Origin of the sequence: Pseudomonas sp. NPDC087358 (genome assembly GCF_044900785.1) — a bacterium.
In the GTDB taxonomy this organism is placed as follows: Bacteria; Pseudomonadota; Gammaproteobacteria; order Pseudomonadales; family Pseudomonadaceae; genus Aquipseudomonas.
This window is the reverse complement of sequence record NZ_JBJDOA010000021.1, coordinates 34,721-57,403: the sequence shown is the minus strand read 5'-3', so window position 1 is coordinate 57,403 and position 22,683 is coordinate 34,721. Positions and strand designations below refer to the sequence as shown.

At 54.6% G+C, this 22,683-nt stretch carries 13 protein-coding genes and 1 pseudogene; 10 read left to right on the top strand and 4 right to left on the bottom strand.

The window, feature by feature from the left end:
• The first annotated feature begins 110 nt into the window (after positions 1-110).
• The 4 genes from ACI2KS_RS28825 (at position 111) to ACI2KS_RS28810 (ending at position 8,089) form a co-directional block, all read left to right on the top strand.
• Complete coding sequence (locus tag ACI2KS_RS28825) at positions 111-1,367, top strand: integrase domain-containing protein (RefSeq protein ID WP_282390802.1); 1,257 nt, start codon at positions 111-113, stop codon at positions 1,365-1,367.
• Between the two features lie 945 nt (positions 1,368-2,312).
• On the top strand, positions 2,313-3,293 hold the full coding sequence (locus ACI2KS_RS28820; RefSeq protein WP_404624431.1) for an integrase domain-containing protein: 981 nt from the start codon (positions 2,313-2,315) through the stop codon (positions 3,291-3,293).
• Positions 3,290-3,565 (top strand): hypothetical protein, encoded by a 276-nt coding sequence (locus tag ACI2KS_RS28815; protein ID WP_404624430.1) that lies wholly within the window; start codon positions 3,290-3,292, stop codon positions 3,563-3,565. The genes ACI2KS_RS28820 and ACI2KS_RS28815 overlap by 4 nt, the downstream gene beginning before the upstream one ends.
• A 111-nt stretch (positions 3,566-3,676) precedes the next feature.
• The gene (locus ACI2KS_RS28810; protein ID WP_404624429.1) at positions 3,677-8,089 is read left to right on the top strand and encodes a hypothetical protein; all 4,413 of its coding nucleotides are present in this window, start codon (positions 3,677-3,679) and stop codon (positions 8,087-8,089) included.
• A gap of 178 nt (positions 8,090-8,267) precedes the next feature.
• Here the strand turns inward: ACI2KS_RS28810 and ACI2KS_RS28805 are convergent, their stop codons facing one another.
• Positions 8,268-9,374, bottom strand: a complete 1,107-nt coding sequence (locus ACI2KS_RS28805) for a hypothetical protein (RefSeq protein WP_404624428.1) — start codon at positions 9,372-9,374, stop codon at positions 8,268-8,270.
• Positions 9,371-10,360 carry a hypothetical protein gene (locus ACI2KS_RS28800; RefSeq protein WP_123375793.1) on the bottom strand — a complete coding sequence of 330 codons (990 nt, stop codon included), beginning with the start codon at positions 10,358-10,360 and terminating at the stop codon, positions 9,371-9,373. Before ACI2KS_RS28800 ends, ACI2KS_RS28805 begins: the two co-directional genes overlap by 4 nt.
• A 525-nt stretch (positions 10,361-10,885) precedes the next feature.
• Between ACI2KS_RS28800 and ACI2KS_RS28795 the strand changes: the two genes are divergently transcribed.
• From ACI2KS_RS28795 to ACI2KS_RS28770, 6 genes and pseudogenes are all read left to right on the top strand, one after another.
• Entirely contained in the window at positions 10,886-13,234 is a 2,349-nt protein-coding gene (locus ACI2KS_RS28795; protein ID WP_404624427.1) for an AAA family ATPase, read from the top strand.
• Positions 13,231-15,078 carry a UvrD-helicase domain-containing protein gene (locus ACI2KS_RS28790; protein ID WP_123375795.1) on the top strand — a complete coding sequence of 616 codons (1,848 nt, stop codon included), beginning with the start codon at positions 13,231-13,233 and terminating at the stop codon, positions 15,076-15,078. The genes ACI2KS_RS28795 and ACI2KS_RS28790 overlap by 4 nt, the downstream gene beginning before the upstream one ends.
• 235 nt (positions 15,079-15,313) lie before the next feature.
• Entirely contained in the window at positions 15,314-15,892 is a 579-nt protein-coding gene (locus ACI2KS_RS28785; RefSeq protein ID WP_404624426.1) for a hypothetical protein, read from the top strand.
• 512 nt (positions 15,893-16,404) lie between these two features.
• Complete coding sequence (locus ACI2KS_RS28780; RefSeq protein ID WP_404624425.1) at positions 16,405-17,505, top strand: topoisomerase; 1,101 nt, start codon at positions 16,405-16,407, stop codon at positions 17,503-17,505.
• A gap of 696 nt (positions 17,506-18,201) precedes the next feature.
• Positions 18,202-18,585: a nucleotide pyrophosphohydrolase gene (locus ACI2KS_RS28775; RefSeq protein ID WP_077570996.1), complete on the top strand. Its 384-nt coding sequence runs from the start codon at positions 18,202-18,204 to the stop codon at positions 18,583-18,585.
• Positions 18,586-18,609: 24 nt separating this feature from the next.
• Positions 18,610-20,477, top strand: a pseudogene (locus ACI2KS_RS28770) (DNA/RNA helicase domain-containing protein).
• A 206-nt stretch (positions 20,478-20,683) separates the two neighbouring features.
• Here the strand turns inward: ACI2KS_RS28770 and ACI2KS_RS28765 are convergent.
• Both ACI2KS_RS28765 and ACI2KS_RS28760 read right to left on the bottom strand, forming a co-directional pair.
• Positions 20,684-21,268: a condensin complex protein MksE gene (locus tag ACI2KS_RS28765; protein WP_255881549.1), complete on the bottom strand. Its 585-nt coding sequence runs from the start codon at positions 21,266-21,268 to the stop codon at positions 20,684-20,686.
• A complete protein-coding gene (locus ACI2KS_RS28760) occupies positions 21,261-22,682 on the bottom strand; it encodes a hypothetical protein (protein WP_404624424.1) in 1,422 nt (473 codons plus the stop codon). The genes ACI2KS_RS28765 and ACI2KS_RS28760 overlap by 8 nt, the downstream gene beginning before the upstream one ends.
• Position 22,683: the final 1 nt, after the last annotated feature.

The window sequence follows — 22,683 nt, the reverse complement described above, 5'->3', positions numbered from 1 at the left end:
GCGGTCTTTTGAGATTTTCTGAGTTCCAGCCATTCGGGTATTCCAGACGGTATTCCAGCTCATCCGGTGCTAATCTTTGGAATACCGAATCAGTGCCTGAGGAGAATCTCATGCCTGCCCAAACCCTCCGCCTCTCCGATCGACAGCTCAAGGGAGTCAAACCCGCGTCCAAGGATTACGTCCTCACAGACGGTGACGGTTTGCAGCTCCGCGTACGCAGCAACGGCTCGTTGCTGTGGAATTTCAACTACCGCGAGCCGGTGACCAAGAAGCGCATCAACATTGGCTTTGGGACCTATCCCGAACTGTCGCTGGCGAATGCACGGAAGCTGGCAGTCGAATCCCGCGAGCTGCTCGCCCAGGGCATCGATCCCAAGGTACAACGCAATACGCTGAATGAATTCAAACGCGCAGAAACGGAACACACCTTCGAGAACGTGGCCACCGCCTGGTTCGAGTTAAAGAAAGACTCGGTCACCCCGGCCTACGCCGAGGACATTTGGCGGTCGCTCACGCTGCATGTGCTCCCGGACTTGAAGACGACGCCACTCGCGAAAATCACCGCGCCGATGGTGATCGCTCTGCTTCGTCCAATCGAAGCGAAAGGCAGCCTGGAAACGGTCAAGCGTCTTAGCCAGCGGCTAAACGAGATCATGACCTACGGCGTGAACTCCGGCCTGATCTTCGCCAACCCGCTCAGTGGCATCCGAGCGGTTTTCAAAAAGCCCAAGAAAGAAAACATGGCGGCCCTCCCGCCCGAAGAGCTCCCCGAGCTCATGCTGGAAATCGCAAATGCCAGCATCAAGCGCACGACCCGCTGCCTGATCGAATGGCAGTTGCACACCATGACTCGCCCCGCCGAGGCGGCGACTACTCGCTGGGCAGACATCGATTTTGAAAGGCGTGTCTGGACTATCCCACCGGAACGGATGAAGAAGCGCCGCCCACACAGCATCCCGTTGAGTGATCACGCTGTCGCACTGTTGGAGTCACTGAAGACTCACAGCGGCCATCGCGAATACATCTTCCCGGCAGACAGAAATCCGCGCACCCACGCCAATAGCCAAACGGCCAACATGGCGTTGAAACGCATGGGGTTTCAGGATCGCTTGGTCAGCCACGGAATGCGCTCAATGGCCAGCACCATCTTGAATGAACATGGGTGGGACCCCGAACTCATTGAGGTCGCACTGGCGCATGTTGACAAGGATGAGGTGCGCAGCGCTTACAACCGGGCCGACTACATAGAGCGCCGTCGACCTATGATGGCCTGGTGGAGTGAGTACATCCAGAAAGCCGCCACCGGCAGCCTGCTCGCCTCAGCATACGGCCAAGTCAGAGACAAAAACGTGGTGCCGATTCGCTAGCGCTGTACAGGCGCATGACGACGGCGACAGCAACTGAATGCTCAAGATTCAGGGCAAGCAGCCTCGTTTATCCGCTTGTCAGCGCGGGTCCATCCAAACAGGGCTGCAAAGCCGCCCTGTTTGGATGGACCTCATTTCGAAGAGCTAAAAGCCACGACGTTGTCCGGGATTTACCACGGAATTCCACCGGTGGATAACCGCTTTTCACGTCCCCAAGAGCGCTGAATTTCTGCCCTTGACCGGGTTTATCCACAGGCGTAGAACTGGCCGTGCAAAGGCTGTCGATGACAGCACCCCAGGTGACCCGAACCTTAAAGGTCACGCCGCTCCCGCGGTGGTTCTCCCCAAAGGCGATTCGCATCCGGCAGCTCGCCCGGTCACCTCCAAGGTGATGGATGCTCTTACACCTATAGCGCTCGTGCGCCAGATACACCGTTCCTCGCTGCCCTGCAGCAACCTATCCGCTTGGCCAAATCTTGCGCCAACCTGTGCCCGTCTCTTTCTTCTGGAAAGAGACGGGCACTTCTACCACTGCTGCAGCCCTGATCGCACAAGGCTTTGCGGCATTCCCCCTCGTGACAATCGGCGTGACAAACGCCGATGTCACCAGCAACAGCGCTGTAGATGATGGTGCCGCAGACCACGGAATGGACTGCACCTGACTGACAGTCAGGTATGCCCCGGTCATCGCATTGCTGCTTGCACATGGCTCAGGATCTTCAGGCGCTGGCCTCGTCAGCCAGTGCTGCCTCCACCCGCCCACCGGCAACGGTGTACAGGAGGCCAGATCATGAGATGCCCTTGCTCCCGGACGTAAGGAGCCGCCAGTCCCGCGAAGAGGACATTCCCCACAGGTCGCAGGGGCCTTGATCCCTGATAACACTCAACATTCTTGGCGGGATGACGTGGAGCGAGGATCGAAGAGCGGACGATGAGGTGACCGACATGGCATTGGTGGGTAAACGCGATGGCCGTAATTTCGGCTACGGCAGGCAATTGAGCTACGCAGGTCCGCAAGCGCTGAAAGACATGTTCGGCGGCGGCCACTACGGCACGGTGAAGGCACACTGTGATCGGTGGCAGGCATTCGTGAAATGGTGCCGCTCTGAACAGGGGCCCGGTATCAATGATGCGCGGCAGATTGATCGAAAGGTGTTGGCCGACTACGCGGCGTATCTACGCGACACGGTTAGGCGCGGTGATCTCGCCGTCAGCACCGCACAAAACCGCCTATCCAGCGTTAACAGGACCATGGCGGCGCTTCGCGGTGATCAGTGCGTGAAATTGCCCAGTCCGAGCAAGGCGCTGGGTATGCAGCGCACCGGGGTTCGACATTCAGTGCCGCAGGGCCAAGACCGCGAACAGGTTAAGCAGATCGTCGACGCACTTTGCAGCCGTCATCAGCTACGAGCCGCTGCGATCGTTCTGTTGGCGCGCGCCGCCGGCATGCGCTTGCGTGAAGCCATCTTGGCTGATCTGCCACGGCTAAGCCGTGAGGCTAACGACCTAGGCAGAATTAACATTCAGGATGGCACCAAAGGTGGCCGCGCCGGGGCCTCGGCACCTCGCTGGATTGCGGTGAACGAACATGTTCAAAGCGCGCTTGGATTTGCGCGGCGGGTGTCGCCCGGAGGTAGCCGCAACCTGATTGCGCCACATGAGAGCTACCTGAATGTTCTGCAAGAAATCATCCGCCCTGCGCGGGACATCCTGCATGCACACCACCTCAAAGGTTTCCATGAGCTACGAGCGGCGTACGCATGTGAGCGGTATGAACAAATCACCCAACACCGCGCACCTATCAACGCTGGCCAATGTTGCCAGATAGATCGGCGCCTTGATCGCGAGGCCCGGAGGCAAATCAGCAATGAGCTAGGGCACGATCGGATCGATGTGGTCGCTGCCTACATAGGGGGTCGCAGATGAGTAGAGTATTCGACATGGAGCTGTTCCTGGCTGGAGTGCTGACCGGATCGCACGTCACGCGGCAACGCCATTTGCGACAGGCGAGAATCATCCAGTCTGAAATCTCAGAGCGCTGGCAGCTGCAGACGCCTTGGGCTTGGCAGAAAAAGCACGTGGTTTGGTTTCTTGAGCATCGCCTAAATCGACGCAGCGAGGCGACGCGATATTACTATTTGCTGACCGTGCGGCTGCTCGCTCATCGTTTACAAAAAACATGGATTTTCAATTTCTGAGTGAGATCGGCTGCTATCGACCGGTTGAATCCACAGCCACAAGCGGTCATTCCGCCTATCCATCAAGCTAGGGGCGATTCAGCCTGCAATTCTGCAGACAACCTTTGAGAAATGAACTACAAAGGCGCTATTTCGTCTCTCGGCGTTCTCTCTATGAGCTTAGTAAGTACGCAGTCCTCACGCATCCGACGCACCTTTGGCACGCTCTCTCAAGAAAAAGCCGCAGACATCGTGAATCTGATGCTGCGCGACCAGCTTGGTTTGACTCCAACCATCGACTGGGATGAGCTACAGAAATCTATGCGCGTGTTGATTGTTTCTGAGGCCGGGACGGGCAAGACTTTTGAGTGTAGGACTCAACACCAGCAGCTTTGGGAAGAAGGCGAGCCGGCGCTTTTCCTGGAATTATCAGATCTGGCGCAGTCTCCATTCGAGGACCTCCTGTCTTACGAGGAAGAAGCCCGGTTTGTTGCTTGGCAGACAAGCCAGTCGGATGTCGCAACATTTTTTTTGGATTCAATCGATGAGCTACAGCTCACGCTGGGTTCATTCAGGCTCGCTTTAAACAAGCTAAGCAAAAAGCTTCAGGGGAACCTGGACAGGGTACGTATCGTCATTACAACCCGTCCGATTCCCGTGGACCAACATCTGATTCGACAGTATTTCCCGTACCAGATCAGCCTCGAAGATGTCGCTTTGCCAAGCGCCGAACGATTTGCTGAGATCGCATCCGGCCAAGGGAAACAGAAAGATTCAAAAGACGAGGGGGATCGCGTAGCAGAGCTTCTAATCGTCAGGTTACAACCGCTGTCTGACGCGCAAATTCGAGAAATGGCTGCCACTCAACGCGTGACGGATATCGATGGTTTTGTCGCCTCAATTCGTGAGAAGAACGCTCAGGATTTTGCGAGACGCCCGCAAGACCTGATCGAACTCTGCGCTGACTGGCAGGCTTCAAGAAGCATTCGGACCCACCGGGAACAGGTTCTGCAAAACGTCCAGGTGAAGCTCAAAGCGCGCACTGATCGACCTGAACCTGGCGAGATATCGCCTGCACGTGCGATGGAGGGCGCTAGCCGACTGGCCCTCGCAGCGCTGCTGGCCCGTAAGTTGACGATCCGTCATAACACGGAATCCGATTTGGAGGCCAACCCACAGTCAATCGCATTAGATCCTGGTCGCGTACTGAGGAACTGGAACGCCAAAGAAATCCAGACTCTTTTGGAACGCAGCATTTTTGGATTCGCAAGCTATGGTCGTGTTCGGTTTCACCACCGTTCGGTGGTCGAGTACCTGGCGGCTCACCGGCTCGAGGATCGATTGTCCGCGGGCATGTCGCTCAAAGCCGTTAAGCGCTTATTGTTCGCAGAGACATCGCACAACATCAAAGTCATCAAACCATCCATGCGACCAATCGCAGCGTGGTTAGCGCGGTTGAACCCCAGCATTTTCGAAGAAGTCCGAAATCGTGAACCCGAAGCTTTGCTCTCTGAGGGTGATCCGGAGTCACTAAGCCCACGACAGCGAGTCGAGGCGCTTCAAGCTTTTGTCTCTCGGTACGGCAATGGGGGCTGGCGCGGGCTGAAAATACCGTCGTTGCAGGTTAGCCGTTTCGCTTCGCAAGATTTGTCTTCAACGGTCAGAGAGATGCTGGAGCGGGGAATTGAGAATACGGAAGTTCGACAGCTACTGCTTCAGCTCGTTGCGTACGCAGAGATGCGTGATTGCAGTGACCTCGTGTATGCGATCGCCATAGATCCGTCAGTTGAAGATGACGAGCGTCTGACTGCTATCGATGCCCTCGTGCAATTGACTGATTCACGGTTATCAACGCTCGTACAAGAGATGCTGGAGCCTTCTGAGAATTGGTCAGAGCGGCTCATTCGTGGGGCTATAAACGAGCTTTTCCCGGCCTATTTGGGGCCCGAATTGCTGGTGCAGTTGCTGGCTTTGCTACCGGTGGTTCCCAAGCCGGACAGCGGGCGAATGGGATATTTAGTACGAGTCGTACGGGACGCCAACATCAGCGACGCTGAACTTCATCGACTGTTTGATACGATCTCGACAGTGCATAATGAAAGCGTGTCTTGGTCAGAAGATTGGCCGCACATCTGCGTATCTCGTCCTGATCTTGTACCGTTGCTCGCGATCGCGGGGCTGCGCCTCGCTATTGCGGATCTGATTACGGAAAAGGTGGTGGAAGGCCTTGTTCTCGCCTTGGCGATAGCCTCATCACTTCACCTTCGCGGCGAACACTTCAAATCGATCAAGGCGATGTTTGCCAATGCGCCCTCGCAGTTAAGAATGCTTGTGTTTTCCTGCGAGGACAGCCTACGGCAACGACTTAAACCTGAAAGCGATCCTTGGCTGCGGTTATACGCATCGAATTCTAGCGGAGCGATATACCTGAATCATGCTCAGGATTCTGAATGGATTCATGCGGTCCTAGCCGACCGTCAGCACTCCCTCGACCTGCGCCAACTGATGTTAGAAGCATCACTCACGCACGCGGCTGACCATTCTCAGGAATGGGCGAGCTACGTGGAGACGCTCAGGCCACTGGTCAGTGACGATTCGATATTGTTGGCGAGGATAGATGCAGCGTTGCAGCCACGTCCCGAGTCTGCGCAGATGGTGGAGTATGAGAGGCGTGATGCGGAGCGTAAACGTGTGGCTGCGCGCCGTGCCAGCGACGAGATCCAGTACTGGGTGGATTTCTGGCAGCGGCTGAACGACGACCCAGTGGGAGTGCTGAACTCCCCTGTTGGCGAGCGTACGTTGGGAGCGCTCTGGGAAATCATGGAGAGGGCACCTGGATCGAACCAGGCGTCCGGCTGGAACAGACGTTTCCTGGAGCAGCACTTTGGCATCTCGGTCACCAATCATTTGCACGCCAGGATGCGTACGCTATGGCCGACACAATGCCCTACCTTGCCCATGGATCGACCGCAAGACCAAATCAATGTTGTTCAGGTTCGTTGGCAACTTGGACTGACATCGCTATGGGCGGAAGCCGAAGATCCCCTTTGGGCAACAAATATCAGCGAAACACAGGCTCGAACAGCTGCACATTACATTCCATTAGAGTATCTGGGCTGTCCCGGGTGGATAGAGCAGCTCGCAAAAGCGTTTCCTGGCGTTGTTCAGAGCGTCCTTGGCAGGCAGTTGCGATGGGAGCTCGAAAAGGTTAGTGGGCACGGTGATTATCTCAACGCATTAAACGTCATCAAAAATTCACCGCAATTCGTCGCACAGCTTTTCATTGTCGATTTGCAAAGCTGGTTGAGCACTTTTATCGAGCCCGCTCAGACTGACGACAGTGGCCCTGCTATCTGGGAGCGGCCAAAGTCGGTTTTGGCAATACTCATGGGCCAAAACGTCGAGGGCGATCGAATCATACTTCGCGATACCGTATTCGAAAAGCTAGGAGTGGCCGCCAAACCAGCGTTCGTCCACCTGTGGCTGTCTGCGCTTTTTGCCTTGGACCCTGAAGCAGCTACTCTCGAATTGACACGACTTCTTCTACAAATAGACCCGTCGGCCGAGGGGGCCGGAATCGACCTCTTTTCCAGTGTGTTTGGTGGCCGATGGAGCGGGTGGCCTTTTGATCTGGGTTTCGAACGTTTCACCGTCAGCCAGCGCGTACGGCTCTTGCGACTCGCCTACCAGCATGTCCGTCCCAGCGATGATCTGCACAGGGAGGGTTCGTTTACGCCTACAGCGCGAGACGATGCGGAGCAGGCGCGTAATACGCTCCTAAGTGCTGTGCTCGCGCTGACGGGACCCGAAGCCTGGGCTGCCAAGATGGAGTTGGTTGTCGATCCGCTCTTTGCGCATTTTAGCGATAGGCTTGCACTCTTGGCGAAGCAAAAGGCAGCGGAGGAAATGGATAAGGCCGAGATGACTGAGGACGAAATCTCACTTCTGGACGACATCGGCGAAGCCCCCCCCAAGACCCGCGATGAAATGTTTGGCTTGATGCAGGATAGGTTGGACGATATCGATGACCTGCTGCTGCAGGATGTGTCCCCTCGTGAAAATTGGGCGAATATAAAATCAGAAAAGCTCATGCGCCGGGAAATAGCGCGGCGGTTGAGGGAGACAGCGAACGAACTTTATACAGTTGATCAAGAGGCTGTGACTGCTGATGAGAAAGAGACGGACGTACGAATGCGTTCAACGTCCGGCCAGCAAGCGACAATTGAATTAAAAGTAGGTGAGAACGGCTGGTCCGGCGCAGTGTTGAAACGCACCTTGCGGGATCAGCTGTTGACTAAATATATGGCGGCTGACAGCTGCAAAACTGGTTGTTTGATGGTGACCGTAGCGTCTTCGCGACAATGGGAGCACCCTGACACTGGCGCAAGGATCGACCTTGGAGAGTTAAGGGCCATGCTGGAAGAAGAAGCCGATCAAATTATGGAGGAGGTGGGCCACGAAGTCCGAATTCTTGTGAAAATACTGGATCTTCGCCCCCGAATTAATACAGAGTCGGCCACAGAGGTCAGTGAGGACGCCCCCTGATCACCACGGAATAGCCTTTTAATTTGTAGACACTTCGAGCGGTCGCGTCTAGCCGATAGCAGCCGCTCACGAATGACTGCCGAGTTCATCTGATTGAAACACGAATCGCTTCAAGGTCATCGTGGGACGTATCGGAGTTCACAGGCCGCCTGATCATCCAAGGTCGAGGCGGATTTTCCTACCAGCACAAACTCAGCTTCAGTAACCATAGAGACGCCAGTACTACCGCAGCGATTGCAATACACCCTCCGGCACGAGCCGTGATAATCCGCCACCTCGCCGGTGGTTGCCAGGCATCCTTTTGCACGAACACACCATCATCCCTCAATGGCTTCAGTGGCCGCGTGAAAAAGCTGCGCCACAGGCCATTCTCGCCAATAAGCGCGGGCAGATGTTGATCTTCAAAAAAGCTCGAATGCCCGTATTGCAGGTTACGAACATTCAAAACCTGCTGAGCCATGTACCCGACCTTCCCACCAGGGCCCGTTCCGGGAATAGCCCAAACAGCAAAGGGAACAGCACCGTCCTTAGCAGCTACATGATTCAAAACGGCCTCAACTCTTCCATCTCGAAAATGACGTTTCCAATCAAAATCCGGTCGAATGATGCTACCAGCAGTAATTACTCGTCCGAATCTGAGATCCGCGAATTCAGGATCCTGCAACACTAACGAGAACAAGCGAGTACCGAAGCTGTGTGCAATGACGTCAGGGCGATCTGGCAGATTAGCGGCCCTAGCTCGCCCAATGGCAATACGAATACGCCGCCCCAGACTCTTCGCCATCCGTCTATGTATACCCGGGAACAAGACTTCATACGTTGCCCAACCGTATTTGTAGATCAGCACTGGCGCGGAGTATTTCAGAAGGTTTGCTATCTCCCAACTGAACGCCTCTTGCCACGGAGCACGGCTGTTCATCCCGTGAATCACCACCATCCACCGAATGTCTCGACTGATCTCCCCGGTCAGGCGAAAAAACTGTTCCGATGTAGGTGTTACACCTTCTTCGATGAAGGTCACCCTGCAGAATGGGCAAGCAACCGGATCGACTCCGCTAGGAAGTGTTTTTCGGCAACTGCTCATTGGACAGGTGTAAGCCGTGAACTCGGTCGCGGATCCCAATGCCACAAGTTTGGCGAGAAATGCTGTCAGGCTAGCGATGTCGGGCTCGTTCAGCTGGCGAGCAAGCTGTACAGCCGAAAACTCAAGGCCTTCTCCAAGCTCCACCTTTCGGTTTAAGGCATCGACCCACCGCTCTAGTGGTGAAACATCGTCGATAGTCACGACGCGTTGTACCCCCATATTTGATGGAGAATGATCAAAACATCATCGCGCTTGCACTGTGCCCAGATCCGCAATTTCGCTTCAGAACCGAAAACCTCGATGGAAATATCTCGACTTGTGCCGTGCTCATGCGCAACGAAATTTAGTATTCCTTGGGCCCTTTCGAACTGATCAGTGTTCACCGCCTGCAGCACCATTCGTACGGGGCCAACCCCTTCAATACCCATCCCAGGCAAGGTAGAGGCCAGCTCCACGTAACCGCTATCCAACTCAAACCGGGTCGACTGCACGCCATTGACTCTTTGCGCTGACGTCCGGATGGCTTGCGTGAGCGGTACCAGTTGCAGAGGTAGGCCACCACATCCGAAATGTGCAAGCATCTCCCCTATAGCCTCAAAAACCTCGTTATGCTCGATGTCTGGATTCCGGTGAATCAGGGCGAGGCAATACTCGTTACCAAACTGCCATTCAAACCGAACAACGCTACGGTCAAGGCGCTGCCGTTTAGCCTCGTACCGATATCTCTCAACCCCCTCCTCCTCCTCAAAATCCTTCCGCGGCCAACGATTCCAACCTTCTTTGCCTTGGTGCCAAACCATCGACAAACCATTTTCATTTACCGCAATCTGCTTTAGCTGCAGGTCATCAGGAAATTCAGCACTGGCCGCGGCATCCTGAAGATGCGCAACGCGGCTCCCAGCAACGCCCCTCGTCAGTTCTTCAACCTCGATCGCCGGTGCCGACAACACATAAACATACTGGTCACCCCACCCCTCAACCTCCGCCAGCCACGTTTCAAGACCTGTTTGAGTCAAACGCCCTTCATCGATAGCATCATCCAGATTTTGAGCGAACTCCTGCTTTGTGCTACCGATTCGGCTCTCGGTAGAGCGCAACAGGTCTTTGATGAAAGTGTTGCCTTGAGCAACAACAACTCGCTTTACCAGCTCCTTAAGCTGGGCAGCGGACAACGCCTCGTTAGGCATGTGTGTTCCTTTGGCTTAGTCGATGATCCGGGGGCTGACCTGGCAGGCCGCGCATGGCGAATCGCCATCATACGGGATCCAAGATAGAAGGAAACCGCATTCAGTAAGGTACCGTGGGGAGGATTGCCGCAGACCTACCGGCTAGACCGCACACTGTCCAGGGCGAATCTATGTACTTGGACGGTCGACGCATGACGCTTTTGCCTAGAGGGCGAAGTGACGACACATCGACGAAGCCGGCGAATGGCCTAGCAGAGGTCATTTCTGTTCTGGGGGCTAGTGTGGCGCGGAAGCGCCAGAGCGAAGTGTTTGAAGCACTCGGGGCTCCAAAATCGACCACTACCAACGGCCCCGTGGAACACCCAGTGACGATCCACTGCGCAACTCTCCGTTTCGATTCAGTCATTGCGGTTAGCGCTAGAGGATTCAGGGTTCAACCCTCAAGTCTCACAACCCGAAAGACACTCGTCCACAGATCACGCCATGAGGTAGCATCGTGACACCACTCAAGCTCAGGGATGACACATGCAGATCAAGCATCTGGAAATCGCCAACTTCCGCAAGCTTCACGCCGTACGGATAGACCTTTCCGAAAAAACGACGCTGCTGGTGGGCGCCAACAACAGCGGGAAGTCCTCAGCGATGCTTGCCTTGCGCAAATTCCTGAGCAGTAAATCCTCTGGTATCCGCCTGCAAGACTTAACGCTCTGCCATTTTGATCGAATCGATCAGATCGGCCGCCTGTGGGAAGCTGGTACCACTACAGAGGATCTCCCAGTGGTAAATGACTGGGACGACTGGCTTCCCCACCTCGATATCTGGCTCTCAGCCGATCCAGGTGAATACCATCATGTGCGCGACCTAATTCCTAACTTCGAGTGGAACGGTGGCCTCGTAGGGATGCGGTTCCGTGTTGAGCCGGAAGACATCGCGGAGCTTTTCAATGACTACCGCAAGCAGCGTGAGCGCGTTGCAACACTTGAGGCTGTGCTGGCAGCAGATTCAGCTGCAAGCATTCAATCCATCGTAATCGATCCTGAATCACCCAAAAAAGCCGAACAGTCATCTCAAATCAAGCTCAGCCTTTGGCCCCAGAGCTTCACGGACTACCTGAGCCGGCGATTGTGGAAGATGTTCAAGGTGCGGTCTTATCGGCTGGATCCTGCGAAGCTCCATTCGCCTACTCTGTTGAAGCGTAGAGCAGTGCCGCAGAAATTATCGGCCACCGCCCTCCCCCTCGAAAAGAACCCTCTGGAAGGCTTGATCAAGATCCATGAGATCAACGCTCAACGAGGGTTTGGCGACCACGGAGATGAAGGCCAAACCGACGGCAAGCCTACCGGCGGCAAGAAGCTTTCTGAGCAACTTCGCGCCTACTACGACAAGCACCTCGATCCAGGCGATACGCCAGAGGTGTCTGATCTTGAAGCCATGCGCGCTATTGAAGTGGCTCAATCCGCTTTTAACTCTCGACTCAGCACCAGCTTCGGGCCGGCGCTGCTGCAGGTTCAAACATTAGGATATCCCGGACGAAGTGATCCTATGATCACCCTCCAAGCCAAACTGGCCGCCACTGACGGGCTCACTCACGAAGCAGCCGTCCAATTTCAGGTGGATACCAAAGACACATCTCCAGGCGCATCTGTATTAAGGCTTCCGGAAACCTCAAACGGGCTGGGTTACCAAAACCTGATCTGGATGATTTTCAGGCTCATGAGCTTTCGTGACGATTGGCTCAAGAAACATCGAAATCCCGACGAGCAGACCACCACAGGCTTAGAGCCCATCCACCTGGTATTGATCGAGGAGCCAGAAGCGCACTTGCACGTCCAAGTTCAGCAGGTCTTTGTTCGGCACGCCTATGAGGTGCTCTGCGAAGACGAACTGATCAAACGATTCCCCAACTTGAAGACTCAGCTCCTAGTCAGCACGCACTCCAGCCATGTCACGCATGAAGTCGAGTACGAGCACCTTCGCTATTTCCGCCGCCTGCCGGCCGGTATGGACAATGTGCAGGTGCCAGTGTCCACGGTCGCCAACTTGTCAAACGTGTTTGGCGATGGCTCCCACACCAAACAATTCGTGACCCGATATCTACGCGCCCATCACGCCGAGCTCTTCTTTGCTGACGCTGTAATACTTGTGGAGGGAGCTGCAGAGCGCATGATGCTCCCCCAGTTCCTGCGCACGCATTTCAAGTTCCTAGACCAGTGCTACATCTCCATCCTTGACATAGGAGGCAGCCACGCGCATCGCCTCAGACCACTGATTGATGCACTGGGCATCGTGACCCTGGTGATCACCGATCTGGATGCCGGGAAAGCAAAAGCTGCGCATCCAGCGCGCTGGGGCGCAGATCTATCGACCACGAACCCCACGCTCAAACACTGGTTAAGGACAAAGAACGCGTCGGTGAAAGTAGACAACTTGCTTCGGCTACCTGAAGACCAGAAGTGGGAAGAAATTGATGAGCTGTTTGCCATCCGCGTGGCGTACCAGACACCGATCTCAGTCCAGCTTCCAAGCCTTGGGCCAGTCCCGGTTGAGGTTCTTGCCAATACGTTCGAGGACAGCCTGGTACTCAGCAATGCTGCCCTCTTTTCTGAGAATGCCGGCCGCGGATTGTTGGGACGTTTTGCTAGGGCACTTCAGGCCGCCAAGACCGCAGACAAGCTGGCCGACGACTTGTTCGATGCACTGCGTGATGGCAATAAGGGAGAGTTCTCGCTCGAAGTGTTAGGTAACCCCAAATTTGCTGCGTTGACTGTGCCCAAGTACATCCGGGAGGGCCTGGAATGGCTTGAGTCGAAGCTGCGTAAAAAGCAATCGGAACTGGTGCTCGTAGCAGCTACACCCGATGAGGTGCAGCCATGAGCTCGCTGCCAGATGCGGATGAAGTTATCCAACAATGCCTCGACCTGGACAACCCCCAGAGCTTTTTCCTCTACGCGGGCGCTGGATCAGGAAAAACCTACTCCTTGGTGGAAGCCGTGCGCGGCTTCAAAAAACGAGCGCACGAGCGGCTAACTGTCGAGGGACGTCAGATTGCGATCATCACGTACACTAATGCCGCCGCCGAAGAGGTCATGCATCGGTTGGAACATGATCCGTTGATTTGGGTCTCGACTATCCATTCCTTTGCCTGGGAGATGATCAAGGGATTCAACGATGACATTCGGGCCTGGCTGAGGACTAAGCTTGCGGCGGATATCGAGGCGCTTGACGTGGCGCTGTCGAAGGCCCGCGGAGAAAACAAGACTTTTAGAGAGAATAAGGCCAAGCGGGATCGGAAGATCAAACGGCTCGCAAATATTGAGCACGTCCTAGACTTTACCTACAGCCCGACAGGTGAAAGGAGCGGCCACCAAGCGCTCCCGCACGAAGATGTAATTAAGCTTGCGGCAGCCTTCATCCAACGGAGCCCACTGTTGGATGTATTGGTGGATAAGCACCCGGTGCTTCTGATCGATGAAAGCCAAGACACCATGGCGCCACTAATGCAGGCATTCTTGAATGTTCAGGCCCAGGCATCCGACCGGTTTTGCTTGGGCTTGTTGGGTGACACGATGCAGAGCATCTACGGCCATGGAATGGGGCGTCTCGACGCTGCGGTTCCGAGCGACTGGGCAAAGCCTGAAAAGATTGTGAATCGTCGCTGCCCTGTACGGGTCATCGAGCTGATTAACGCCATCAGGTCAGAAGTCGACACACACCAGCAGATACCGCTACCAGGTGCCCCCGAAGGTACCGTCCGGATGTACTGCGTCCGAAGCCAACCTGCTTCGACCTTCGAGCTGGAAGATCAGGTGGCCCGCCGTATGGCCGACATTACGGGTGACGACGCTTGGGCAAACGGGATTGAAGGCAGGAAAACCCTAATTTTGGAACACAAGATGGCGAGCCGCCGAATGGGGTTCAACGATCTGTTCCCACCACTCTACAAAGTTGAACATCTCCGGACTGCGCTGTTGGATGGCGATCTCCCTGCATTGAAGGTATTCGTCGAAGGCGTCATCCCGATCATTGATGCTGCTCGGGAAGACGGCTTCAAGCTTATGGAGGCTGTAAGGCTACGCTCGCCGCTACTAGCGCGAGATTGGCTAGCGGCGGCACCTGACCAAGGATCGGCCATAGAACAAGCACGCAACGGCACCCACGAACTCCTAACGACCCTTGCTGAAGATGACCCGCTGATTTACGACGTTCTTGGCGTTTTGGTACGCACCCGCCTGCTTCCCGTACCGGACAGACTTCGGGCAGCATTTGAATTGGGAATTACCACCGACGGTTTGCCGGAAAGCACTGATCGCGAGGAATTGGAAATCCATGCCTACAGAATGATGATGGGAAGCCCCTTCTCGCAGGTTCGTGCCTACGCGAAGTACTGCAATGACTTATCACCCTACGGCACGCATCAAGGTGTGAAAGGACTAGAGTTCCCAAGGGTCATGGTCATCATCGATGACGAGGAGGCTGGAGGGTTCGGCTGGAACTACGAGAAAGCGCTGGGCGTTAAACCTCCCTCCCCTGATGACCTTAAAAAGGTGGCCGCAGGTGCGGACAACTCTTCGACACGAACACGTCGACTGCTCTACGTAACATGCAGTCGAGCGCAAGAAAGCTTGGCGCTAGTCTTCTACACCCAAGATCCAGAAACAACACGCCGTAAGCTTGTAAGTGGTGGCTGGCTACGAGAGGATGAAGTCGAGGTAATGTAGCTACGCGCCTTGATTATGAGCGGCTGCGAGGACTGCGGAACCGCATGCCTAGGAGCTCTACAACGTGGGATTACTGGCTTCGTCAGCTTGCTACCCGTACCCAAAGGGTAGTGGCTTAGTCGATGGCCTGCACCAATCCGCACAGCCAAGCTCTTGCATGGAACTTTGAATTTCCCCCACAGCCAACGGACTCCCCGGGACAACGACTGAAGAACTTGAAATGAGAGAGAGCTCCATGGATGGCATCATCAAGCAGTACAGCAATGTTTGGGGTGATGACCCCACCAGCCTGATCGAAGATTACCGGTACCAGCTTCAGCTAACGGCTAAGCTCGACGCTCTGATCCCTAAAGATTTCGACCAAGAAACGCTACTTGAAATCGTATTATGGAAGCTCAACAGGTTTCCGCGTGTTGAACCGGCGCTACTGGAAGAGCTTAAAGTCGTCGCTGACTTCAAACCAAAGACGCACCGGCAAGCAGAAGAATTGCTGCGCAAGCTCCTGGCCTCCCCAGGTATCCGCCTGCCAATGGCATCGACCATCCTCCGATTTCTAAATCCCGAGGTTTTCCAAATCATCGATGACAGGGCTTACCGTATGCTCCGCCCAAGCGAACCCCTATACCCAAGCAAACCAGCCAATGGAAACAATCTTGCTGGGTATCTGAAAAATTCGATCCGCATCTATTTCGAATACCTCGATGCGATGCACGCCATCGTTTCCGACCGTTTGCCGTTCCACCTGGCAGACCGAATCTTGTACCAACTGGACATCAAGCTCGGCAACAAGATCGGTGATAGAGAGGAGAGCTGAGGTTTCAAGTCGATCAATCCGTAGAGGTTGTGATGAATCGTCTGCCCCGCTGTTCCACAGGCCTGACTATGGAACTCAGAATAGGCGTCTTGATAGTCAATTGAGCCATCCTCGTAGCCAACAAACATTTCTCCTCCGAACCTGGACGCCATGCTGCGTATTACCGAACAGTCGCGGACGCAAGCCTCCACTATGCGCAGCGCGAAGCCCCCGCCTTCTATGCGCGCGCTGTGCTCAGCGCGTAAAAGAGCCTTATTGGCCGACTGGGAGTGGCTATGGATTGGACCTGCGGCGTCTTGTGCTGATTGTACCTAGTGCAAGTCGTGCCCGCCCTGCAGCCTGTCGACCAGTGATGCCCTTTCCAGTCTAACTCGGCGCTCCTTGCCCTTACGCTGCTGTGGTGACATTGGCCCGTGCGTGCGAAAATCCATGGATTTTAAACCGCGAATCGCCGCACTCCAGCTCCGCGCTAGGAACACCCTGCGGCGTGACGACCAAGGAAAGGGACAGTTATGGTGGCACCCAGAGACCCGGTAAAAACGCAGCGCAATCGCCAGATTAACGAACTCACGGTGCAGATAAATGAACTCAAGGAGGACGTCCTAGATATCACCGGCTATCCCAGCGAACATTCGTTGAACGCCACTTATGGCGGGAAGCACGCCGAGTACATCGACATCAAGAATGAAGTCATCGATTCGCCCGAGCAGTTCATCGCGCTTTATCTCCGCGGGTTCCTCGAGGCTCTGGAGAACCTCGGACCTGCCGCGCGGCCTGGCAACCCCTATTACGAGGCCCACGCGCATATCAAGAACTTCAAGAAGGTGCGTCGCTGGTTCAAGCTATTTCTCACTCGAACCTACCTGCGTCAGTTCGATGCTCTGGCCCGCAAGCGTCCGGAAGTGGAGGATGCAGAGATATGGATAGGTCAAAAGAATGCGTCCTACGGCATCCTGGTGACCCCCCGGTTCAAGAACGGAGCCTGGGAGAACGATAAGAGTGAAATTCGACATTTCAAACCGAACTACTGGACCATCGGGCACATCCTGCAGACTGGATTCGTGATACCCGATGAAGATGACCGCATCGAGTTTCCCTCCGTCGATCACTACCTGAAATTTTTCCGCCAGACCTTGGTGCGCAACTCCGGCTCCGAACATGAAATGGCGATTGCCAGGCGCTACTGCAATTTCGTGCTCAATAGCGAGAACCCACTGGAAGTGCCGCTGTTGATTCCAGAACTGCGCTATGGTGGAAAGGTGGCGCGCCATGAGCATCGCCTCGACTTCACCATCATTGATCCTTTTACCCTGTCGAAGGTCGGGTTCGAGCTTTCGCCCTGGTCAACCCATGGCAGGCTCGAGGGCACCCGTGACAAGACCCAAAAGCAAATCAATGAAGAGGCTCAGGCAAACTTCGAGAAGGAGATGCGCAAGCTCAAGGCATATTTCCGCAAGCGTGGCATCCCCATCATTGTCTACACAGATACAGATCTGAAGGATCCCGATGCCATCTTTGACGACATTGCGGCGTACTTGTCTCCCACGCGCAAGGCCAAGCAGTTGGAGTTCCACGCCATGGAGGACTTCCTGGCGTTCAAACCCGGTCGCTAGTGCCCTCGCCAGTGGCTTCATCTAACTCGCCTCAAGCCGAGGTCCCGCTACCAGCCTTACGGGGCTTCGATAAATGAGGACGGTCGCCTTTCGTATGCTTCGGTGACCGCGGAGCAAAGTCCTGTGAAGGCAGCACCAGAGCGCCGACCCACGCGGCCTTCCTGCCTGTCACCGATTAAAAAGGGGACTAAAAAGGGGACAGATTTATTTTCTCTACTCTAAACGCCTGCTCATGGCCGTCAGCCGACCTCGGCGAATGGCTGCTTTGGGTCCAGGCTGTGTGAAAACGTTTTTGGTCGTAGAGACCGCCAAGAACGAGGGCGGAAACCGTGCCTCTACGTGAAATCTGACTCTGCTAACCAGCCGACCATTTTCAGATTTTGCGTAGAAGCGCGCACTTCAGTTTTCGATAAGCGTTTTCACACAGCCTGGGTCGATTTCTGTCGATGGCCACCCGGTCTGTTGGTCAAGTCCATGCAATTACTCAGTCGATCACCATAATTGGACCGCCCACCTATCTTGCAAGTACGAATCGCTGCCACGCTCAATGCAGATAGCGAACAATGGCAAGCAATCCGGCCGGCAGCCAACAGGTGAGAAAAAATACAAAAAAATCTGCGAAAGCAGTAAAAACTCTTACAATCCAAAGCCGGATTTCCTACACATTTTCCCCACCGATGCCCAAGAGATAACCCCGTGAGCGACTCAGACAGCTCATTCGCGCCACTGGTTGACGTAGTGAAGCTTGCCGCATCCCTCCAGCGGTTTGCAGATGATCGCGACTGGCAGCAGTTCCATTCCCCTAAAAATCTCATCCTGGCTCTCACTGGCGAGGTAGGAGAGCTGTGCGAGATTTTCCAATGGATGAGTGATGCCGATTCGATTTCCGCCGCAACAGATCCCGAAATCGGCCAAGCCGTTAAGGACGAATTGGCGGACGTATTGATGTACCTGGTTCGCCTGAGCAGCGTACTCGGCATTGACCTCAACGAAGCGGTGACACGGAAACTTGTCTCGAACGGCCAGAAATATCCCGTGGATAAAGCCAGAAGCAACAGCAAGAAGTACGACCGACTCTGACCAACCCGAATCTAAGGACAACCCGTGATCGTTTACGCTGCGACCAAACAGCAATTTCTTAAAGACAACGATAACGATGACATCGAGGAGGTGATCCTCAGGCATTACAAGGAAGCTACCGGCAAGAACGTTGGCTCCTCGGAAATCAGGTCGTGGCAAGGGTCCCTGACGGACATGGCCAAGGTCCTTAGAGATGAGGGCCTCCCGAGCGATGCAGGCTTGGCCATTGAATTGCACATTCCGCAGTCGTCGAAGCGAATCGACTTTCTACTCACCGGTCGCGACGAAAACCAGGCAAAAAAGGCCGTACTGATCGAGCTGAAGCAATGGAGTAAGGCCAACGCCACAACCAAGGATGCCATCGTCAAAACGGCGTTGGGTGGCGGCCTCATTGAGACCATTCACCCGTCCTATCAGGTATGGTCATATGCAGCGCTGCTGGAAGGCTTCAACGAGGCGGTGTATGACAAAAGCATCGAAATCCGTCCGTGTGCCTACCTCCATAACTACGTCAGCGATGGCGTTATAGATTCAGCTCACTACGAGTCCCACATCAGCAAGGCTCCGCTGTTTCTGAAAGGCCCGGAAGAGCTCAGTAAACTCAGAAGCTTTCTGAAAGAACATATAAGTCATGGCGACAACAAAGAGGTTCTTTACGAGCTGTCCGAAGGAAAAATTCGCCCGTCCAAGGCGCTAGCCGAAGCCCTCGGGGGGTTGATGAAAGGCAAACCCGAGTTCGTATTGATTGACGATCAGAAAGCAATTTTTGAGTCGGCGCTGGCGGCGGCAAACGAGGCCTCGGACCAAGCCCCCAAGGTGATGATCATAGAAGGTGGACCGGGCACCGGGAAGACCGTTCTGGCTATCAATCTGCTGGTGAGGCTCACTGAATTGAAGCTGATGAGCAAATACGTCTCCAAGAACGCAGCCCCGCGCAAGGTCTACGAGAGCAAACTGGTTGGCACCATCAAGCGTAGCCATTTCTCGAATTTCTTCTCAGGCTCTGGGGCATTCATCGACACTGAGCCCAACACATTCGATGCGCTCATCGTGGACGAAGCTCATCGGCTGAATGAGAAAAGCGGGCTTTATGGAAACCTTGGGGAAAACCAGATCAAGGAGCTGATTGACTCAGCGAAATGCTCCATTTTTTCATTGATGAGGACCAGCGTGTAACCTTGAGCGATATCGGCAGTAAGCAGGCGATTCGCGCCTTTGCGAAAGCTAAGGGGGCTGTGATTGAAGAACACGCGCTGTCTTCGCAGTTTCGCTGCAGTGGTTCTGACGGTTACCTGGCATGGCTGGATGACACGCTGGGCATTCGCTCGACGGCAAATCCGACGCTTGAGACTCAAGAGTACGAGTTTAAAGTGTTCGACTCACCTGAGGCGATGCATGAAGCAATCAACGAGAAAAACCACGGGAACAAAGCTCGTGTGGTCGCGGGCTATTGCTGGCCCTGGTTGAGCAAGAAAGGCCCCGCCGCTGCTGATATCGTGATTGGTGACTACAAACGCCAATGGAATCTGGATCAGGATGGCAGCCTATGGATCATCGCTGAAAACTCCATTGAGCAGGTTGGCTGCATTCATACCTGCCAAGGTTTGGAAGTCGACTACGTCGGGGTGATTATCGGACCAGATCTGGTCGTACGTGACGGTAAGGTCGTGACATCCCCAGATGAGCGCGACAGGCACGATAAATCGATTCGCGGCTGGAAAAAAATGATGAAAGAGCAACCTACCCTCGCGAAAATTGAAACAGACCTGATCATCAAAAATACGTACCGGACCCTGATGACTCGCGGGATGAAGGGTTGCTACCTGTACTGCACCGACAAAGAGACTGCGCAGTACTTCGAGAGTCGGCTTAGCCAACACGGCAATCATTGACGGTATCGTTTGCTAGGAGCCTCTGTTCATGCGAGTGGGGACATCGTACGCACAGGGGCGACAATCGTAAGCGTCCACCCAACTCGCCTTGAGTAAGTCAGGTCGGCACCCACTGATGCGTCAGCAATGTAGGCATGGCTATATTCCCAAGGATTGAGTTGCGCTCAATTTCCCTGTCATACGTACATCTCTAGGGTCAGCCCCCCCTAAACGTCGAGATCGCCTTCACCGAGGAGATCATCAAAAAAAGCAGCGCCTGATTCAGATAAGACTAAATTCCCCTTCCCGTTACGGTAAGCAACGGCGCGTGTTTCGAGCTTCTTAATGTGCTCCATCAACACACCGCTTTTCATCCCACACGCTATCAGAACCTCAACCTTATCCTCCGCCTTACCGATTTCCTCGATATGGATGTTTGACAGACCCGCCGAGTCTTTCAGCAACACGTCCATTGTAAACCCCAACTCCAATACTCCCCGAAACAGCACCAGTAGCAGGCCTTGGATGTTGCGTGCTAGATCATCCCTGACATCAGTGCCATCACTGGTGCGGATGTAGGCAAAGCCATCACGCATGACCAGCTCGTAACCAATCAGATCGTACAGACTGCGGTAGTGATCGAAATTATTCAGTACCTCCTCGAAGTGCGGATTTGACTTCAAGCCACCATCAATTAAGACGGTGCGGTTGATCATCTTTCCGTACATGAGCTGACCATAGAGCTCTACAGACAGCTTTCGATTAATCACTTTGGCCTGTGCAATCGGCAGGGAAGGTTCGTGGTCAAACATGTTCAGTCTCCACTTGTAGCTTGTAGTACCTCAGGCTCTCGCTGTCAGTTGCGAGGTTGCCGATATGGTAGTGCGGGACGAGGCGAATTCCTTCTCGCTTGCGCAGCCAGCCCACCGACATTAAAAGATCAGTCAACTCGTACCCTTTAAGTCGGCCTTTCAGGTGTTCATGCATGGCGGCATGGGCGTCATCGGTAAGCCGTGGCTCCCACTCCTCGACCAGATTACCGATGGCCAACAAGCGAGCATCGCGCCGACGCTTGAGCTCGCCCGACTCGTTGGCCTGCCCGCTGAGCTGGTGAATCTTCCCGGTGCTGATCTTGACGTTGGGCAGCGTTGCGCGCAGATGCTCTGCCAGCGCCAAGCGCTGATTAGCGTCTGGCCACTCAACTTTTGCCTCGAACACTCGCATTTTCAGCCCGGAGTAAGTGTTCAGATGGGCGAAGACGGGGTGCGTGCTGGGCAAAATATTGTCCTTCAAACTCCCATCATGCAGATCACGCACGCTGCCATAGAGACGATTCCAAGCCTGTTCGATCTTGTCATAGGCACGACGGTGCGCCTCACTCTGCTGGACATAGCGCATCAACGAACCGCTGATGATCGAAATGTCATGCCGGTATGAGCGAATCGACTCGACGGAGTAATAAACCGAGCTGGCCAGATTGTCGTGACCATAGTGAGCCAGTTGATCGCCGATGCAGGTCAGTGCTGTAAGAGCAGGCTTAGTCCCCTTCAGGTCAGTGTGCTCCCCTAGAAACTGCAAAGCAGGCAGGATGTTGCGTAGATAGATGTTGTTGATCTCCCCCAAGGCTTCCTGAGCCTTAGCCACCTCATCAATTACGTCAAAGCGCATCCGATCGACGATCTCACCGAGTCGTTGGAGCCGGCCCTGTAGCGCATCCACACACTCCTTCATCTTGGCGGTTGCAGCGCGTATCTCCTTGCGCAGCACGCTCACCTGCTCCTGAAAACCGATATCTTCATTGCTCAGGGAGGGCAGAGTGACAAACACTTCGTATAGTCGATTGAACGAGGCCCGGATCAACTCATAATCAGCACTGTTCAAATGACGCAGACGCGCTCCGTCGAAGTGACGGAACATCTCGATCACGAAGGGGGCAAAAACCATCACGCCACGAGCGCTGTCTACCTGAATGACAAGCCCAACACGCTCAAGGTTTTCAACACAAAGAGCACTTTCTAGTTTGCGCCGCTCGGCCGGCAACTCACGCAAAACCCGCGTATTAGGTAACGGTGCTACGGAGTCCAGCAGGGCGCGTAACTTTTGCTGGTACATGACAATGCGTACTTCCTCGCCTTCACCAACTTTATCCATGTGGTCAATCAGATCAAGGAAAACCCCCTTGTTCTGGATCATGTTGATCAGTGCAACGTCTGTTTTGACGACCATC

What these genes read in the sequence shown, in the direction of transcription:
- ACI2KS_RS28780 (WP_404624425.1), top strand. Translation starts at nt 16,405, where the DNA reads ATGGTGGCACCCAGAGACCCGGTAAAAACGCAGCGCAATCGCCAGATT.
- ACI2KS_RS28790 (WP_123375795.1), top strand. Translation starts at nt 13,231, where the DNA reads ATGAGCTCGCTGCCAGATGCGGATGAAGTTATCCAACAATGCCTCGAC.
- ACI2KS_RS28765 (WP_255881549.1), bottom strand. Translation starts at nt 21,268, where the DNA reads ATGTTTGACCACGAACCTTCCCTGCCGATTGCACAGGCCAAAGTGATT.
- ACI2KS_RS28785 (WP_404624426.1), top strand. Translation starts at nt 15,314, where the DNA reads ATGGATGGCATCATCAAGCAGTACAGCAATGTTTGGGGTGATGACCCC.
- ACI2KS_RS28825 (WP_282390802.1), top strand. Translation starts at nt 111, where the DNA reads ATGCCTGCCCAAACCCTCCGCCTCTCCGATCGACAGCTCAAGGGAGTC.
- ACI2KS_RS28795 (WP_404624427.1), top strand. Translation starts at nt 10,886, where the DNA reads ATGCAGATCAAGCATCTGGAAATCGCCAACTTCCGCAAGCTTCACGCC.
- ACI2KS_RS28815 (WP_404624430.1), top strand. Translation starts at nt 3,290, where the DNA reads ATGAGTAGAGTATTCGACATGGAGCTGTTCCTGGCTGGAGTGCTGACC.
- ACI2KS_RS28810 (WP_404624429.1), top strand. Translation starts at nt 3,677, where the DNA reads ATGAACTACAAAGGCGCTATTTCGTCTCTCGGCGTTCTCTCTATGAGC.
- ACI2KS_RS28820 (WP_404624431.1), top strand. Translation starts at nt 2,313, where the DNA reads ATGGCATTGGTGGGTAAACGCGATGGCCGTAATTTCGGCTACGGCAGG.
- ACI2KS_RS28760 (WP_404624424.1), bottom strand. Translation starts at nt 22,682, where the DNA reads ATGGTCGTCAAAACAGACGTTGCACTGATCAACATGATCCAGAACAAG.
- ACI2KS_RS28800 (WP_123375793.1), bottom strand. Translation starts at nt 10,360, where the DNA reads ATGCCTAACGAGGCGTTGTCCGCTGCCCAGCTTAAGGAGCTGGTAAAG.